This is a genomic window from Kitasatospora sp. NPDC093102 (assembly GCF_040683915.1).
In the GTDB taxonomy this organism is placed as follows: Bacteria; Actinomycetota; Actinomycetes; order Streptomycetales; family Streptomycetaceae; genus Kitasatospora.
The window spans coordinates 20092-37276 of sequence record NZ_JBFBFA010000032.1; the positions used below are offsets into that span (position 1 = coordinate 20092).

The following is a 17185-nucleotide window of genomic DNA, read 5'->3' on the forward strand; positions in this document are numbered from 1 at the left end:
CATGAGCGTCAACGATGTGCCGGCCAGTGCGGTGGAGACGGGCCTGCCGGTCGAGTGGGGCGTCGAGCGGACGATGACGGACTTCGAGGCGATGCTGTGGCGCCTGGAGGCCGATCCTCGGCTGCGGTCCCCGGTGGCCGTGCTGGAAGTCCTCGACCGCACTCCCGGCCGGGACCGGTTCCTGGCCGCGCACGAGTGGGCCAGCCGGCTCCTGCCGCGGACCCGGATGCGCGTCGTGGACACGCCGCTGCACCTGGGCAACCCCCTGTGGGCCGTGGACCCGAACTTCGACCTGAGCTTCCACGTACGACGGCAGCACCTGCCGTCACCCTCGACGTTCGAACAGGCTCTGCGGGTGTGCCAGACGGTCGTCAGCGAGCCCTTCGACCCGGCTCGACCGCCGTGGCAGGCGCTGCTGATCGAAGGTCCGGACGGCGGCCCGGCCGTCTACCTGCTGAAGACGCACCACAGCCTCACCGACGGGCTCGGCGGCATGCAGATGCTGGCCCTGCTGCACAGTCGTCGGCGTAGGCACATCGCGCACAAGTGGCAGAGCGAGCCCCCCGCGGGTGAGCCGATCGGACCGTGGCGTGCGCTGAGCGAGCAGGTGGCCGGAGGTGTGCGCGCCGCACCCGCCCGGCTGGCGGCCACCGTGCTGCACGCGCCCCGGACACTGGCCCCCCTCGTCACCCGCCCCACCCACGCGGCAGCGGGGCTGCGATACCTGCGCTCGCTGAACCGCATGCTGGCCCCGCCCGCGTGCCGGCCTTCGCCGCTGTTGCGCGGCCGGAGCCTGTCCTACCGGTTCTCGGTGCTGGAGACCACGGTGGACGCCCTCAAACGGGCGGGCAAGGCCGGCGGCGGTTCCCTCAACGACGCCTACATCGCGGCGCTTCTCGGCGGCCTTCGCCGCTACCACGAGGCGCTGGACTGCCCCATCGACCAGCTGCCGATGGCGATGCCGTTGAGCATACGAGCCGGGGGCAACCCGATGGGCGGCAACCGTTTCACCGGAGCCCGTTTCGCGGCCCCGGTCGGTATCGCGGACCCGGCCGAACGGATCGCAGCGGTCCACGGGATCGTCCTGGGCGTGCGCGACGAACCCGCGCTCGATGCCCTCCGACTGCTCGCACCGGCACTGAGCCGGATCCCGGCACCGCTGCTCACCACCTGGTACGCCGGCCAGTCCACCCGCCTCGACCTGCAAGCCAGCAACTTCCGGGGAATACCCGTGCCGGTCTACCTCGCCGGCGCCCGTATCGAGCGCATGTTCCCCTTCGGGCCGCTCCCCGGGTGCGCGCTCATGGTCGTCCTGGCGTCCCACTGCGGTACGTGCTGCATCGGGATCAACGCGGACCCGGCCGCGGTCACCGAGCCCGAGCTGTTCCTGCGGTGCATGCAGGCCGGCCTCGACGAGGTCCTCCACCTCGGTGGCGAGAGCACCCCCCGAAGCCTGGCCGCCTGGCGGAAAGCATGGGAGAAGGCCCTGTGATCATCGACCTCGGAAAGCTGGAAGACCGCCTGGCCGCACTCAGGCCCCAAACGGTCCCCGGCCTCCTGCACAGGCGCACGACACAGGCGCAGGACCTCGCGAGGCATCCTGTGAACAGCGAGCAGGACGAGATCCCGCTCCTGGTGTGCGAGGAGATCACCGCAAGCACCCGGTACCGGTGCGGCATCAGGGAACTGGCCGACAGGCTGCAACTGCCGCCACACGACGTCGCCCGACGCGCCCGCACGTACCTACGGGAGATGGCAGCCGGCCAGAACAGGCTCGCCGTCGACGTCTGGGGACGGCTCGGCGCCTACCTCGCGCGCGCCTACCGGATCGACATCACCCGCGCGCGGCTGGACGAGGTGCGGCGCCTCGGCCGGCGCCACCCGCTGGTGTTCCTCCCCGCCCACCGTTCCTACCTCGACCCGCTGGTGCTGCGCCCGGCGCTCCTGCGCAACGGCTTCCCGCCGAACCACGTCCTGGCCGGCATCAACCTCTCCTTCTGGCCGCTGGGCCCGCTGGAACGGCGCAGCGGGTACGTGTTCATCCGCCGGACTCTTGCGGGGGACGAGATCTACAAGTGGGTGCTGCGCCAGTATCTGGGCTACGTGCTGCGCAAGGGGTTCAACCTCGAGTGGTACGTCGAAGGCGGTCGCAGCCGCACCGGGAAGCTGGGCCCTCCCCGCTACGGTCTGCTGACCTACCTCGCCGAAGCGTTCTGTGACGGCGGCGTGGACGACGTGTGCATCATCCCGGTCTCCATCACCTACGACCAGCTGTACGAGGTCGGTGCTCTGGAGGCGGAGGCGCGCGGCGCAGCGAAGGAGCCCGAGAACCTGCCGTGGATCGTGGGCTACGTCCGGGCGCAGGGCAGCCGGCGTGGTCAGGTGCACCTGGCCTTCGGCAAGCCGTTGTCGCTCGCGGGCGAGCTGGGGAGCGACTGGGCGATTCTGCCTCTTCAACAGCGGCGCCACGCCGTCCAGAGGCTCGGAACCGAGGTCATGCACCGCATCAACTCCGTCACCCCGATCACGGCGACGGGACTGGTCACGCTGTGCCTGCTGGGCGCCGGAGGCCGAGCCCTGACGGTCGCCGACATCCAAGCCCTGCTCGACCCGCTGCTCGGCTACGTCGGGCGCCGCAACCTGCCCACCGCCGCCGAACCGTCCCTGAAGGGCACCGGCGGCATCGGACGCGTGCTGGAGGTGCTGATCGCCGGCGGCGTGATCACCTGCTACGCCCAGGGGACGGAACCGGTGTACCAGGTCGCCGAGAACCAGGTCCTGGCCGCAGCCTTCTACCGGAACAACATCATCCATTACCTGGTCAACCGGGCGCTGGCCGAACTGGTTCTCCAGGCCGCGGCCGAGGAGCACTACCAGGACCCCGTCGCGGACGGCCGGCAAGAGGCCCTGCGGCTGCGGGAGCTGCTGAAGTTCGAGTTCTTCTTCAGCGACAAGCGGACCTTCCGTCAGGAGATCCGGTCCGAACTCACCCTCCTCGACGAGCGGTGGACCGAACTCCTGGGCTCACCGGAGGCCGCCGGAGAGCTGCTGGAGCGGGCCAGGCCGCACCTGGCCCACCGGGTTCTGGCCTCCTACGTGGAGGCGTACCTCGTCGTCGCCGACCGGCTCGCCGCCCGCCCCGGGCACGAGCCGATCGAGGACAAGCCGTTCCTCGACGAATGCCTCGACGTCGGACGCCAGCTGCTGATGCAGCAGCGCATCAGCAGCAGCGAATCGCTGTCCGTCGAGCTGTTCGCCACGGGGCTGCAACTCGCCCGCCACCGCGGACTGACCGATCCCGGCGATGCCGGGGTCGCGGACCGGCGGGCCGCTCTCGCCCGCGAGCTGCGGACGCTCGTCGGGCGGCTGGACCGGTCCCGCGTGCTGGCGCTGAGAGACATCGGCGCGCCGCCCGCACCGCCGCCGGCCGCCGGGGAGCGACCGTGACCAGCGTGGCCGAACTCCTCGCGTCCATCGCCGACGCGCCACCGGGACGGTCGAGCGCGGCCTTCTTCGACCTCGACGGAACGATCGTCGAGGGCTACACGGCGGAGACCGTCTACCGCGACCGGATGCGCCACGGCGGTATGGCCCCGGGCCGGTTCAGCCGCCTGGCACTGGCCGCACTGGACATGCGGTTCCGCCAGGCTCCCCTCGACAAGCTCGTCGGCGTCGCTTTCGAAGCGTTGGCCGGACGCACGGAGGACGAGCTCAGCGAACTCGGCGAGCGGCTGTTCAGACAGGACATCGCCGGCCGGATCTACCCGCAGGCGCGCCGGCTGGTCCAGGCACACCGCAGGGCCGGGCACCGCGTCGTCATGGCGACCTCCGCGACACCGTTCCAGGCCGGCCCCGTCGCCGCCGACATGGGCTTCGACGCCGTGCTCTGCACGCGCCCGCGGGTGCGGGCCGGGACGCTCACCGGCGAGGTGGACGGCGACGTCCTCTGGGGCCCCCGCAAGGCACGCGCCGTCACCGACCACGCCCAGCAGCAGGGCATCCACCTCTCGGACAGCTTCGCCTACAGCAACGGCACCGAGGACGTCCCGATGCTCACAGCGGTCGGCCACCCACGGCCCCTGAACCCGGAGCCGGCACTCGCCGACATGGCGCACATGCGCGGCTGGCCCATCGCCCGGCTCCAACCGCCCCGCCGCGGCATCACGCTCTCCTCGGCTCTGCGCACCGGCGCGGCAGTGGCCGCCCTGAGCACCTCGGCGACGCTGGGAATCGCCGTCGGACTGCTCAACGGCGACCGGCAGGCCGGTGCGAACGTCGCCACCGGAGCGGGCTGCGGCCTCGCCCTGGCCCTCGGCGGCATCACACTCGACGTCATCGGTGAGGACAACCTGTGGGCCCAGCGCCCGGCCGTGTTCATGTTCAACCATCAGAGCAGCCTCGACATGCTGGTGATCGGGGACCTCCTGCGCCGCGACTGCACCGGCGTGGCGAAGAAGGAGCTGGCCCACGACCCGCGCTTCGCCCCCATCGGCGCACTCATCGACGTCGTCTACATCGACCGGGCGCACACCCAGCAGGCGAAGAAAGCCCTGCAGCCGGCGGTCGGCAAGCTCCGCGACGGCATCTCCATCGCCATCGCTCCCGAAGGCACCCGCTCTCCCACCCCGACGCTCGGCACCTTCAAGAAGGGCGGATTCCACATCGCCCTGCAAGCGGGCGTGCCGATCGTGCCGATCGTCATCCGCAACACCGGCGAACTCATGTGGCGCAACTCGCTCTGGCTGCACCCGGGCACCGTGGACGTCGCGGTACTGCAGCCCGTCCCGACAACGGGATGGACCCCGGACAACCTCGGCGAGCACGTCACGGACGTGCGCCGGCGCTTCCTCGACACACTGGCCGACTGGCCAGGAGACATCTCCCACGCGGACGCCCCCAGGTGAGCGCTCCGTGCGCCGCGAGGCCGCACGACAGGGCGAGGAAGGCCCTGGCAGTTCGCGTTCCGGACCGCGGGAGAACGGAACGGAGGGACCACTCATGGAGAACCCGCCTCTCCTCCAGGGAGTGCACGTCGTCGACATCGCAAGCTTCATCGCCGGCCCCGCCGCGGCCACCGTGCTCGCCGACTTCGGTGCCGACGTGGTCAAGGTCGAACCACCACTCACCGGGGACACGTACCGGGCGTTCAGCCGTGTGCCCCCGAACCCGGAGGTCGAAGACGTCAACTACGCCTGGCAGTTGACCAACCGCAACAAGCGCAGCATCGAGCTGGACCTCAAGTGCCCCGAGGCACGGGCCGTCACCGAGCGGCTCGTGCGGTGGGCGGACGTGCTCGTGACGAACTTCCCCCCACCGACGCGAGCCAGGCTGGGCCTGGAGTACACGGACCTCGCCCCCCTCAACCCGCGCCTGGTCTACGCGGACGTCACGGGCTTCGGCGAAACCGGTCCGGCCGCCCATCTGCCCGGCTTCGACGCAACCGCGTACTGGGCGCGCACCGGCCTGATGGACGTCACCCGGCAGCGTGACACGCCACCGGCCATCAACGTGGCCGGCTCGGGCGACCACGCGACGGCCATCAGCCTGTACGCCGGGATCATGACGGCGCTGTACAGGCGCGAGAAGACCGGCGAAGGCGCACGCGTCACCGCCTCGCTGATCGCCGAAGGCGCCTGGGCCGCAGGCGTCTGGCTGCAGGCGGTACTACTCGGCGCCCCGAACCCCCGCCCGATCGACCGGCTCGACCCACCCAACGCCCTCACGAACGCCTACCGCACCGCGGACGACCGCTGGCTGCTGCTGGCCTTCGTCAACGAGGACAAGCAGGTTCCGCTGTTCCTCAAGGCCATCGGACACCCCGAGGCAGCGGAGAACCCCCACTACGCCACCACCCCGAGCCGTCGTGCCCACGCCGCCGAGATCACCGCTCTGCTGGACAGGGCATTCGCTGCCCGTCCCCTCGCCGAGTGGCGCGAGCTGTTCGACGCCGCCGACATCACCTACGGCGTCGCCCAGACACTCGAAGAATGCGCTGCGGACCCCCAGCTGCTGACCAACCGGATACTCCTGCCGATCGACGACGGCAGCGGCCGGCCGCACCTGACCATCGACAGCCCCGTGCGGCTGGACCAGGAGCAGAAGGTCAGCCCACGTCCGGCCCCGGAGCTGGGGGAGCACACCGAGTCCGTGCTGCGCGAACTCGGCTTCGACACTGCCGGAATCGACGAGCTGCGTGGCGCGGGAGCGATCCCGCCGTCCCGCTCGCAAGCGGCCGGCCCCTGAGGGACCCGCCGGACACCCGCGCCGAGCCGCAGGCGATCGCCACCATCGACCCGGCGCGGAACCTTCCAGGCGGGTCGACCCGATCGGAAGGACCCACATTGATCACCCATTCCGCTTACACGGTCGAGCCCTGGCGACTGCGCGAGGCCAGTCTCCACTGGGACGTCCTGGCACAGAGCGAATCGCTGTTCGCCCTGTCCAACGGAAACCTCGGCTGGCGAGGCAACCTCGACGAGGGCGAGCCGCACGGCCTTCCCGGCTGCTACCTCAACGGCTTCCACGAACTGCGCCCGCTGCCGTACGCGGAGGCCGGCTACGGATATCCGGAGTCCGGTCAGACGGTCATCAACGTCACGGACGGCAAGGTCATCCGCCTCATGGTCGCCCGGCTCACCCTCAGGCTTGTTGGGCCCGAACGGCCTTCCACTCCCGGGCGAGCGTCGCGTAGACGTACTCGCTGCCCCAGCGTCCGTCGTCGAGGTCGTTCTCGACGAGGTGCGCCTCCCGGCGCATGCCGAGGCGCTCGCACACGCGCACCGACCCGGTGTTGAGTACGTCGAGTCGGGCGAAGAGCCGGTGGACGCCCAGCTCGGCGAAGGCCAGTGCCGCGGTCGCACGTGCCGCCTCGGTCGCGTAACCCCGGCCGCCGTACGCCGGGTTGAAGGTCCAGCCGATCTCGGCCTGGCGAGCCCGCGCGCTCGCGAGCTTCAGGACGACCTCGCCGACGACCTTCGCCTCGCCGACCGGGCAGACGGCGAACACGAGGTCGTCGCCGTCCTCGGCCCAGGCCGTGCCGGCCGCGCGCCGCGTCACGCTCTGCGCGCACTGCTCACGGGTGAGCGGCGGCCGGTAGAGGTAGCGAGCGACTTCGGGGAGGCTCTGGTACGCGTACAGGTCATCGAGGTCGTCCGGCGTGAACGGACGCAGAAGGAGCCGTTCGGTGCCGAAGGGCAGCAAGGGCAGCAAGGGCGCGGTCATCAATCCGGTGTCTCTCCTCCAGGGGACGCCCCGCCGGCCCGTGACCGGGCCGTGGAGCCCCCCAACGACTCGTCCTGGGTGACAACGCCGTTCTAAGCCCCTTGCCACCAGCTGCGCAACCGTAATTTCACGACCTCGGGCTGACACTCCAGCGAGGCTTCGACGTTCTGCCTGCTCAGAGGGCGGCGGACACTTCTCGATCACGCAATGACCCTGCCAGGTACCGCCCTCCAATCGCTGCGACGCTCGTCTCTCGGCATACAACTGGCGTCCCGATGCTGACGCTCACGAACGATTCGGAAGTTTGCTGCACAGCGGGGGATCAAGACGCATCGCCCTGAAATTGGGCGGAAGCCGCACTCGGGCGGATCCAAACCCACTCGCGTGGGCGCCCGGTAGTGGGTGAGACTGACGCGCGATGAATGAGCAATCGTGCGGTGTTGAAACGGTCTTCGAGACGACGAGCGGCCGTGTACGGGGCAAGGGGTCCGACGGCGTCACCGCCGTGCTCGGCATCCCGTACGCGGCCGCGCCTTTCGGTGCCCTCCGGTTCCGGGAGCCGCAACCGGTGCCGGCCTGGGGCGGGATCCGGGACTGCACGGCCTTCGGCCCCATCGCTCCGCAGTCCGCGGAGCTGCCCGGGGCGCCGGTGTGGCGTCCCGGGGACGAGGACATCCTCTCCGTCAACGTGTGGGCGCCCGAGCGTGCGGACGGCGGCACGCTGCCGGTGTTCTTCTGGATCCACGGCGGCGCTTACACCTTCGGCTCCTCCGCCCAGCCCGACTTCGACGGGACAGCCCTGGCCCGCGCCGGACTGGTCGTGGTCAGCTGCAACTACCGGGTGGGCTTCGAGGGCTTCGGCCATGTGCCCGGCTTGCCCGACAACCGCGGACTGCTGGACCAGGCCGCCGCGCTGCGCTGGGTCCAGGACAACATCGCGGCCTTCGGAGGTGACCCCGGGAACGTCACCGTCGCCGGACACTCCGCAGGAGCAGGCTCGGTCGCCTGCCTGATGGTCATGGAGCAGACAGGGGGGCTGTTCCGGCGGGCCATTGCCCACAGCGTGCCCAGTGCTTTCTACGCGGTGGAGCTCGCGGCGGCGGTCACCGAGCGGATCGCGGCCGAGGCGGGGGTTGCCCCGACCGCGGAAGGACTACTTTCCGTGCCGCCCGAAGGGCTGGTGGCCGCCTCCGACAAGGTGGCCGCGCGCTGCGGGACCGACCCGGTGGCGGCGATCCATGCCTTCGACCCGGTGATCTTCCAGCCCGTCGTCGACGGCGAAGTGCTGCCCGTGGACCCCCTTCCTGCGCTCGCCGCGGGGACAGCGCGGGAGGTGGAGCTGCTGGTGTGCCACACGCTGGAGGAGTACTGGTTCTTTCACGCGGTGGGAGCCGTACGGGAGGTCACCACCGAGGCGGAGCTGGCGGACTTCGCCGAGGCCCTGCATCTTCCGGCCCGCCTGGTGGACGGTTACCGCGCGTCGATGCCGGACGCCCCGGTGTTCGACCGCTACCTCGCGATGTTCGGCGACGCGGAGTTCGGCGAGTACACCACCCGCCTCGCCGAGCACCATGCGAGCGCCGGCGGCCGGGCGTACCTGGCTCGTTTCGCCCGCAGGCGCGAAGGGGTCAGGCCCTGGCACACCGCGGACATCCCGTTCGCCTTCGGCAACCTGGACGCCGTCGGCGCCGACTTCCTCATCGGCGGTGCCCCCGACGACCACGACCGCGCCCTGTCTCACCGCATGCTCCGCTCCTGGGTCGACTTCGCGGCCACCGGTGACCCCGGCTGGCCTGCGGTCACCGCCGACAACACCCCGGTGAGGTCCTGGTCCGTCCCCGGCGACCACCTGGGCAACGACAACACGTCCGACTTTCGCGCCCTGTGGCGGGGCGTCGGGTTCGACCTGGAGCGCCCCGGGCGGACGGCGACGACCGGGCATCGATCACAGGGGGCTTCCATGTCCGGCTAGCGGCCACAAGATCCAAGCTGGTGACGGCAAGCGCGGAAAGTGCGAGGTAGCGCCCAGCGACATCAACAACGTCCGCCCGAAGCTCAAGCGGCTCGCCGAGCGGGGAGACCTGGCCGAGACCGAGCAGTGGCTGTTCACCCTGCCGCGGCCGTAGCCCTCCGGCGAGGCCCGCAACCAGCCTGCTCAGCCCAACCGAAAGACCAAACCGGGCATCACGTCACATACCGCCCTCTCGGTGGGTGTTTTGGTAGTCATATTCCTATGCGCGGCTTTCATCCCTGTCCACTTTCGTGACACTGCAGCCGATAGGAGAAGATTGCTCCGCCTTCAATTGCCGGCTGGGCTGTCCATCTCATCCGCTTCTGGGCCCTGAAATCCGTCTGGTTTGAAGAAGTCATAGAACCGCCCAACAGGCTGCGGAACGGGATCCTCCGTCGCATCCGTGCCGGCGCTGGTGCCGTGAGCCAGCGGAAGCCATACCCCAGCGACCTGCCCGACGCTCGATGGGCCCTGGTCGAGCCGAAACTGACGGCCTGGAGAAAGGCCCGGCTCGACCGTCGGCCCACTGGGAAATCGGCCCAGGTCGAACTGCGCGACGTTTTCAACGCGATCCTCTACGTCAACCGCACGGGAATCCCCTGGAAGTACCTCCCGCACGACTTCCCGAGCCACTCCACCGTCTACGCCTACTACGCGGCCTGGCGCGACGAGGGAGTCCTCGCGGAACTCAACTATGACCTGACCGGCCTGGCCCGCGTGAAGGAGGGCGCAAGCCCGAGCGGACCGCGTCCGTAATCGACACCCAGAGCGTGAAGACCTCGACCGGCGTGCCCCTGAGCAGCCAGGGGACAGGCGCGGCAAAGAAGATCGTCGGCCGCAAGCGCGGCATCCTCACCGACACCATCGGTCTGGTCCTCGCCGTGGCCGTCACCGCGGCGAGCCTGTCCGAGAATGCCGTAGGAATCCACCTCCTCAACCAGGCCAAGAAGACTTACCCGAGCATCTCCAAGAGCTGGGTCGACACCGGCTTCAAGAACGCCTTGATCGAGCACGGGGCCGGCCTCGGATTCGATGTCGAAGTCGTCGCCAGAAAATCCGACGTCCGCGGCTTCCGCGTCGTGAAAAGGCGCTGGGTAGTCGAACGAAGTCTGGGATGGCTCATGTTGCGCCGCCGGCTGGCCCGCGACTACGAGACCCTGCCGAGCAGCTCCGAAGCCATGATCCACACCGTCTCAATCGACAACCTCACCAAACGCATAACGGACGAGACCAGACCAACCTGGCGAGGAACTTACTAGGGCATAAAGGGCAATCCGCTTACGCCAGACGCCCTCTCAGAACGGACCGTGGAGGCTGCCCAGTCTGTCGGTCAGGCGCAGGTTCTCGGAGTAGTCGACGGGGCAGGCGATCACGGAGACCGTGTCGTCGTCGAGGGCGCGGCGCAACGCGGGTAGCAGTTGGCCGGCGGCCTTGATGGCGTAGCCGCGCGCGCCGAAGCTCTCGGCGTAGGCGACCAGGTCGGGGTTGGCGAACCGGGTGTGGCTGTGGCGGCCGAGTTCGAGTTCCATCTTCCAGGTGATCAGGCCGTATTCCTCGTCCACCAGGACAAGGACGACCAGTGGAACGCGTTGGCGGACGGCGGTTTCCAGTTCCTGGGAGTTCATCAGGAACGAGCCGTCGCCCATCATCGCCAGGACTCGTCGGTCCGGCTGTGCGAGCTTGGCGGCGATGGCGCCCGGCAGCGCGAAACCCATGGTGGACAGGCCGTTGGAGACCAGGCAGGTGTCCGGTTCGTAGGTCGGGTAGAGGCGGGACATCCACATCTTCCCGGCCCCGGTGTCGGCGAGGACGATGTCATGGCGGTCCAGGGCGGTGCGGACATCGTGCACCACGCGCTGCGGCACCAGGGGGAACGCGTCGTTGTCGCGTCCGTACTGGAGCTCTTCGTCGAGCAGCGTGCGGATCTTGGCGCTGCTTGCGGAGTCGTAGGTGAGTCCTTCGGGCAGTGCCGCCACGAGTGCGTCCAGTGCCTGCGAGGGGTCTCCTTCGACGCCCACGGCGACCGGGTAGTGGGCGTCGACCTCGGCGGGGAAACGGTGCACGTGAACGATTCGCTTGTCGCCGTGCGGGTTGATCTTGACGGGGTCGAACTCCTGGATCTCATAACCCACACAGACCAGCACGTCGGCGGTGTCGAACCCGAAGTTGCCGTAGTCGTGGCGCATGAAGCCGACCGCACCGAGGGCGTTCGGATGGTCGTCGGGGAAGACGCCCTTGCCGTGGAACGTGGTCGCGACCGGGACGTTCAGCCGCTCGGCGAACCGCTCCAGGGCGGCCGAGGCCCGGGCTCTGGCGGCGCCGTGGCCTGCCAGCACGACGGGGTGCCGAGCCGTGGCGAGCACCTCGGCCGCCCGCGCGATCTGGGTGGGCGAGGGCGCGTCGGCGCGCACCGCGTCGATCTGCAGGGGTGCGAGGGGCTTTGCGGGACGTTCGGCCTCGATGTCCTCCGGCACCGCCAGGAACACGGCACCGGGGCGCTCGCTCTGCGCGGTCTTGAACGCCTTGCGTGTCATCTCCGGCACCGCGTCCGGACACTCGATGCGGGCTGCCCACTGGGTGACCGGGGCGAACATCGACACCAGGTCGATGACCTGGTGCGACTCCTTGTGGATCCGGCGCAGCGACCCCTGCGCGGCCAGGGCCACCATCGGCGCGCTGTTGGTCATGGCGTCCGCCGTGCCGAGCAGTAGATTGATCGCACCAGGTCCCAGCGTGGCCGAGCACACGCCGGCCCGGCCGGTCAACCGTCCGTAGATCTCCGCCATGAACGAGGCGGCCTGCTCATGGCGCACCAGGACGTACCGGATCCCGGAGCCGTTCAGCGCGTCGACGAAGCGGATGTTCTCCTCGCCGGGAATCCCGAAGACGTACTCCACGCCCTCGGCCCGCAGACACCGCACCAACAGATGCGCGACGTCCTCCGCTGCTGCCGTGTCCCGCGACTCGCTCGCGCCTTCGGTACCCATGAGACGAACGTAGGCACGCCCGCCTGCCCCGGCCACTCGTCAGCCGCCGACCGAAGTGGCCGGGCGGATACCGATGCCTCAAGCGTGCCGGGGCCGTTCGGCGGCGTCGGGATGGCGGTGGCCGTGGGCTGCCCGCACGCTGGAGCCGGATAGGGACGTGCGCCGCCGGGCATCGTGCTGCGCAGAGGGTTCTGGGAGGACTGTGTGACCGCTTCGTCGCCCGCTACCGACGCACCGCCGGCCCGATACGACGATCTGCGCGCCCTGGTGATCAACTGCACTCTGAAACGCTCGCCACAGACGAGCAACACGCAGGGGCTGATCGACCGGAGCACCACCATCCTGGACGCACAGGGAGTGCACGTCGATGTCGTACGGGCCGTGGACCACGACATCGCCACCGGGGTGTGGCCCGACATGACGGAGCACGGCTGGGAGACGGACGCCTGGCCGGACCTCTACCAGCAGGTCCTGGCGGCCGACATCCTCGTCCTGGCAGGACCCATCTGATTCGGCGATACATGTCATGAGCGCGAGCTTGGTCCAGGTCTTCGGCGGACGCCCCGCGCATCGGCGACGGGCGACGGTGCCGCGCACTCCGGGTGGGTTGGACAGTACCCCGGGTATCCGGCCGCACCAACCGGGCTGGCCAGGGCCGAGCCTGCTCGTCGACCCGGACGGCTCGTAGCCGTTTGCCGCAGCACGTACCTGCTATGTGCTCGGCTCCGGAAGTCCCTCGGGGTTGATCATGTAGTGGGGCGGAACGAGGATTCTTCTGAGCGATAGGCGGTATGCAGGGCTCCGGGCACTGGTCGTCGGCAAGGCCGACCCGACCGGTGCGCCGGACTGCGGCGGCGTGACGACTACCCGGAACGACGAGTGCCGGATCTGGTCCAACCACGGCGGCGGGGGCACCGTCGACTACGACCAGATGATCGACCAGCGGGAGTCCGGCAAGGGAGTGTGGCAGGTGGTCGGCTTCGTCGGGACCGGCCTGTCGGCGGTCCTGACGGTCGTGGTGGTCACCAAGCTCGACCCCAAGTGCCCGTGGGGCAAACCGGTCCAGCTGTCTGCCCGTGCTGCCACCAGCCGACGCTGCGGAAGAAGAAGGTTGCTACGGTCCGATGGCTCCTCGCTCCTGTCAGCAGTTGGCGGGCACGGCGGCTCGCTTCCGTATTCCGCGACGGTCTGTCGCATGAAGCCGCGTGGCAGTTGGTGCGATTGCGATATCACCCCGACGAATTGCCGTATGTGCGGAACGCGATCGTCCGGACGTCGTCATCGACCCGCCATCCGGGTGCTCGCGGGCGGCGGGACTCGGTCTGACCGAGACGGGCATCGGTCCGCGTCAGTCGGCTGAACGGCCCGGCGCCGGTCGGGTCCGTCGGCCCCGCCCGGGCTGGTAAACACGTTTGGAAGCGGGTGCGGGCGAAGGCGATCGCCCCTGAGCTGTCGGCGAACACCCGGACGGAACCATCCGCGTCCGGGACCTGCGCACCGGGCGGCGCCTCGGCACGAGCATGAACGTCCGCGCCATGGCACAGCCGAGTCCGGCTGCGGTCAGCGCCCTCGTCAGCACCCGCCTGCCCGATGGACGCGTCGTGGCGATCGCGTGCAGCGAGGACACCACTTGTGCGACGGTGGCGGCCTGGCCGGCCAGAGCCGATGCGCGATGGGTTCCCTGACGGTGCCGGGCAGTCTCCCTGCGCTCTCTGGAGGTCTCCGGCGCAGGCATGCAGCCGGCCGACGTCCTGCCTTCAAACTCCCATCCCCCACGCCGTCCTGATCCGCCGACCGACACCGCAGGGTCGGTGGAGTCGGGGCCCTGGCATACGATCACGTCTCGGATCATCGTGGGTCGGGGCAATGGGGTGTGGATGTTCAATCTGCTGGTGTCGCAGACGGAGCCGAGGGCATATCGGACGCTGAGCGATGCGCTGCAGGCAGCCCCGGCCGGGGCGGTCAACATCGCGATCACGCCCGGTCACTACCGGACCGAGGCGTACCGGTTCTGGGGGACGGCGGTCGTCACCGCGCTCGGCCCGCGCGGGTCCGTCGTGATCGACTGCTCCGACGAGCACAACCTCCAGATCGAGGGCCGCACGACGCTCCAGCGCCTGGTCCTGCGCAACTGGCACCCCGACGGGCTGGCACTGAGCGTCGTCGGCGGCACCGCGGTGGTGGAGGATTGCGAGTTCATGAGCCGGTCGGCCACCAGCGTGTCGGCCCGCAGCGGTGCGGAGCTGTTCCTGCGCGGGAGCACCGCCCGCGACGCCGGCATCGCCTACCTGGACGCAGCCGGCGTGATCGAGGGCACCGAGGTGATCGGCGCCGGGGCGTGCGGTATCGCGCTGCGTGACGGCGCCCGGGTGAGCGTGCGTAACTGCCGTGTCAACGGTGCCCGGGAGCACGGGATCTGGGTCACCACACGGGCCAACCCGCTGATCGAGCAGTGCGAGATCGACGGCACGGACCAGGCCGGGATCATGGTCGACGCCCACGCCAGGGCCGCGATCCGCGGCGGCTCCATCTCCGGCTCCAAGCTGTGCGGACTCGTGGTCCGGGACGACGCCCACGCCACCGTGGAGGGGCTGCGGATCACCACGGCCGCGATGGACGGCGTCTGGTGCACCACCCGCGGTGTCCTGACCGCCGACAGGGTCACCGTGCAGGACGCCCGCCGCCACGGAGCGGTCGTGGACGACGGTGCCGCGGCCACGCTCACCAGCTGCGTCATCGAGGGGTCGACGGACCTCGGGATCGCGGCCGGCGGAGGCGGCAGCCGGACCGAGGTGACCGGCGGCCGGATCGAGCGGAACAAGGTCGGCGTCGGCTTCGGCGACGACGGCGCGCTCACCATGACCGGGGTCGAGCTGACCCGCAACGCCGACGCCGGCCTGGTGCTCATGCCCGGCGGGCCCGCCCGGCTGCGCAACGTCACGGTCACCAGGACCGAGGGCCCCGGGCTCATCGTGTTCCGGGGCGCCGACGCCGACATCGAGGCACTGGTGTCGACGGGCAACCAGAAGGGCGACCTGCGGGACTTCCAGCCGGCGTCGGACTCCACCACGGCTCCCGCCACCACCCCCGCCCCGCCGTCGGCACCGCCCCGCCCGTCCGTCCCGCCCACCGAGCGGCCGACCGGCAGTGCGGCGCCGACCGCCGCCCCGAACGCGTCCCTGGACGCGCTGCTCGCCGAGCTGGACGCCATGATCGGCCTGCGCGAGGTCAAGGAGGAGATCGGCAAGCTTGTCAAGTTCCTGCGGGTGGCCGAGCAGCGCCGCCGCGCTGGGGTGGCCCAAGGGCCGTCGATCGGGCGGCACATGGTGTTCTCCGGCTCCGCGGGCACCGGCAAGACCACCGTTGCCCGGGTGTACGGGCAGCTGCTGGCGGCCCTCGGCGTGGTCGCCGACGGCCACGTCACCGAGGTCTCCCGCGCTGACCTGGTCGGGAAGGTGCTCGGCGAGACGACCCAGAAGACCACCGCCGTCTTCCACAACGCCCGCGGGGGCGTGCTGTTCATCGACGAGGCCTACGCCCTCTCCCGCCGCTTCGGCGTGGGCACGGACTTCGGCCAGGAGGCGATCGACACCCTTGTGAAGCTGATGGAGGACCACCGGGACGAGGTCGTCGTCGTGTTCGCCGGCTACTCGGCCGAGATGCGCGAGTTCCTCTCCACCAACCCCGGCCTCCAGTCCCGGGTCTCCCGCACCATCGAGTTCGAGGACTACACCCCGGACGAACTCGTCGCCATCGTCGAGGGGCTTACCGCGCAGTTCACCTTCGTCCTTGCCGACGGCACCCGCGACGCCCTGAAGGCCCACTTCCAGCTGTCCCGGCGCACCGCGACGTTCGGCAACGGGCGCGAGGCCCGGCGCATCTTCGAGGCCACCGTCCAGCAGCAGGCACTGCGGCTGGCCGACCACGACGACCCCTCGCCCGAGGAACTGGTGCAGCTCCTGCCCGAGGACCTGAACGGCGTGGTCGACCGCGGACTGGGCACACGCTTCGGCGAGGCCAGGGACACCGACCAGCTGGACGCCATCCTGGGCCAGCTCTCCGCCATGGTGGGCCTGGAGAGCATCAAGCAGCAGATCCGGGACCTGATGGACCTGATCGTGATGGCCCGGCGCCGCCGCGCGGCTGGCCTGCCAGCCGACCCGCTGCCCAGTCACCTGGTCTTCTCCGGCCCACCCGGGACGGGCAAGACCACCGTCGCCCGGCTGTACGGCTCGCTGCTCGCGGCCTTGGGCGTCCTCGCCCGTGGGCAGGTCGTCGAGGTCTCCCGCGGGGGCCTGGTAGGCGCGTTCACCGGGCAGACCGCGGCCCTGACCACTGAGGCCTTCGAACGGGCCCGCGGCGGTGTGCTGTTCATCGACGAGGCCTACGCCCTGGTCCGTCCGGCCGGCTCGGGGCCCGACTACGGGCAGGAGGCGATCGACACCCTGGTGAAGCTGATGGAGGACCACCGCGATGAGGTCGTCGTCATCGTGGCCGGCTACACCGACGAGATGCAGTCATTCCTCGCCGCCAACCCCGGCCTCGCTTCCCGCTTCTCTGCCACCGTCGAGTTCCCCGCCTATGGCCTTGACGAACTCGTCGAGATCCTGGTCCGGATGGCCGAACCCGCCGGCTACACCCTCCCCGCCGACACCCTCACCGCCGTGCGCTCGCACCTCACCACCCACGCCCCCGACTTCGCCCTCGGCAACGCCCGCGAGGTCCGCAAACTCCTCGCGGCCGTTCAGACCGCCCAGGCTCGCCGCCTCCGCGACTGCGAACGCACGGGCCTGGAGACGACCGTCGACGACCTCCGCCTCTTCCGCCCGCAGGACATCGGCGCCCTGGAAGGTTCATGAAGCTCTCGGGTTCTGGCCCCGCCACGCGAGTGGCGGGGCCGGGCTGCCTGCCGTGGCGATGGCGGAATGGGCTGGGGAGCTGGTCGTGCACTGTCGTGGGGTGGCGT

The 17185-nt window shown here is 70.2% G+C and carries 8 protein-coding genes and 3 pseudogenes; 9 read left to right on the forward strand and 2 right to left on the reverse strand.

All coding sequences use genetic code 11. The annotated features are described in order from the left end of the window. The first annotated feature begins 1 nt into the window (after position 1). The 5 genes and pseudogenes from AB0O11_RS28975 to AB0O11_RS28995 form a co-directional block, all read left to right on the forward strand. Complete coding sequence (locus AB0O11_RS28975) at positions 2 to 1492, forward strand: wax ester/triacylglycerol synthase domain-containing protein (protein ID WP_363392696.1); 1491 nt, start codon at positions 2 to 4, stop codon at positions 1490 to 1492. Then, positions 1474 to 3447, forward strand: a complete 1974-nt coding sequence (locus AB0O11_RS28980) for a glycerol-3-phosphate 1-O-acyltransferase (protein WP_363392699.1) — start codon at positions 1474 to 1476, stop codon at positions 3445 to 3447. The genes AB0O11_RS28975 and AB0O11_RS28980 overlap by 19 nt, the downstream gene beginning before the upstream one ends. Beyond that, positions 3444 to 4904, forward strand: a complete 1461-nt coding sequence (locus AB0O11_RS28985) for an HAD-IB family hydrolase (protein ID WP_363392702.1) — start codon at positions 3444 to 3446, stop codon at positions 4902 to 4904. Before AB0O11_RS28980 ends, AB0O11_RS28985 begins: the two co-directional genes overlap by 4 nt. A 94-nt stretch (positions 4905 to 4998) precedes the next feature. Continuing rightward, the gene (locus AB0O11_RS28990; RefSeq protein WP_363392705.1) at positions 4999 to 6243 is read left to right on the forward strand and encodes a CoA transferase; all 1245 of its coding nucleotides are present in this window, start codon (positions 4999 to 5001) and stop codon (positions 6241 to 6243) included. 98 nt (positions 6244 to 6341) lie between these two features. Next, positions 6342 to 6626: pseudogene (locus tag AB0O11_RS28995) on the forward strand (family 65 glycosyl hydrolase); the annotation flags it as partial. Between the two features lie 13 nt (positions 6627 to 6639). On the opposite strand, the gene AB0O11_RS29000 reads toward AB0O11_RS28995, so the two are convergent. Beyond that, positions 6640 to 7221 carry a GNAT family N-acetyltransferase gene (locus AB0O11_RS29000; RefSeq protein WP_363392708.1) on the reverse strand — a complete coding sequence of 194 codons (582 nt, stop codon included), beginning with the start codon at positions 7219 to 7221 and terminating at the stop codon, positions 6640 to 6642. A gap of 418 nt (positions 7222 to 7639) precedes the next feature. On the opposite strand from AB0O11_RS29000, the gene AB0O11_RS29005 reads away from it, so the two are divergent. Then, complete coding sequence (locus AB0O11_RS29005) at positions 7640 to 9193, forward strand: carboxylesterase family protein (RefSeq protein ID WP_363392711.1); 1554 nt, start codon at positions 7640 to 7642, stop codon at positions 9191 to 9193. Positions 9194 to 9652: 459 nt separating this feature from the next. Then, a pseudogene (locus AB0O11_RS29010) lies at positions 9653 to 10491 on the forward strand (IS5 family transposase). Positions 10492 to 10527: 36 nt separating this feature from the next. On the opposite strand, the gene AB0O11_RS29015 reads toward AB0O11_RS29010, so the two are convergent. Then, positions 10528 to 12219 carry an acetolactate synthase large subunit gene (locus AB0O11_RS29015; RefSeq protein WP_363392714.1) on the reverse strand — a complete coding sequence of 564 codons (1692 nt, stop codon included), beginning with the start codon at positions 12217 to 12219 and terminating at the stop codon, positions 10528 to 10530. Positions 12220 to 12423: 204 nt separating this feature from the next. Here AB0O11_RS29015 and AB0O11_RS29020 point away from each other — a divergent pair. Together AB0O11_RS29020 and AB0O11_RS29025 are read left to right on the forward strand one after the other, a co-directional pair. After that, positions 12424 to 12726, forward strand: a pseudogene (locus tag AB0O11_RS29020) (NAD(P)H-dependent oxidoreductase); the annotation flags it as partial. A gap of 1370 nt (positions 12727 to 14096) precedes the next feature. Then, the gene (locus AB0O11_RS29025; RefSeq protein ID WP_363392715.1) at positions 14097 to 17078 is read left to right on the forward strand and encodes an AAA family ATPase; all 2982 of its coding nucleotides are present in this window, start codon (positions 14097 to 14099) and stop codon (positions 17076 to 17078) included. Positions 17079 to 17185: the final 107 nt, after the last annotated feature.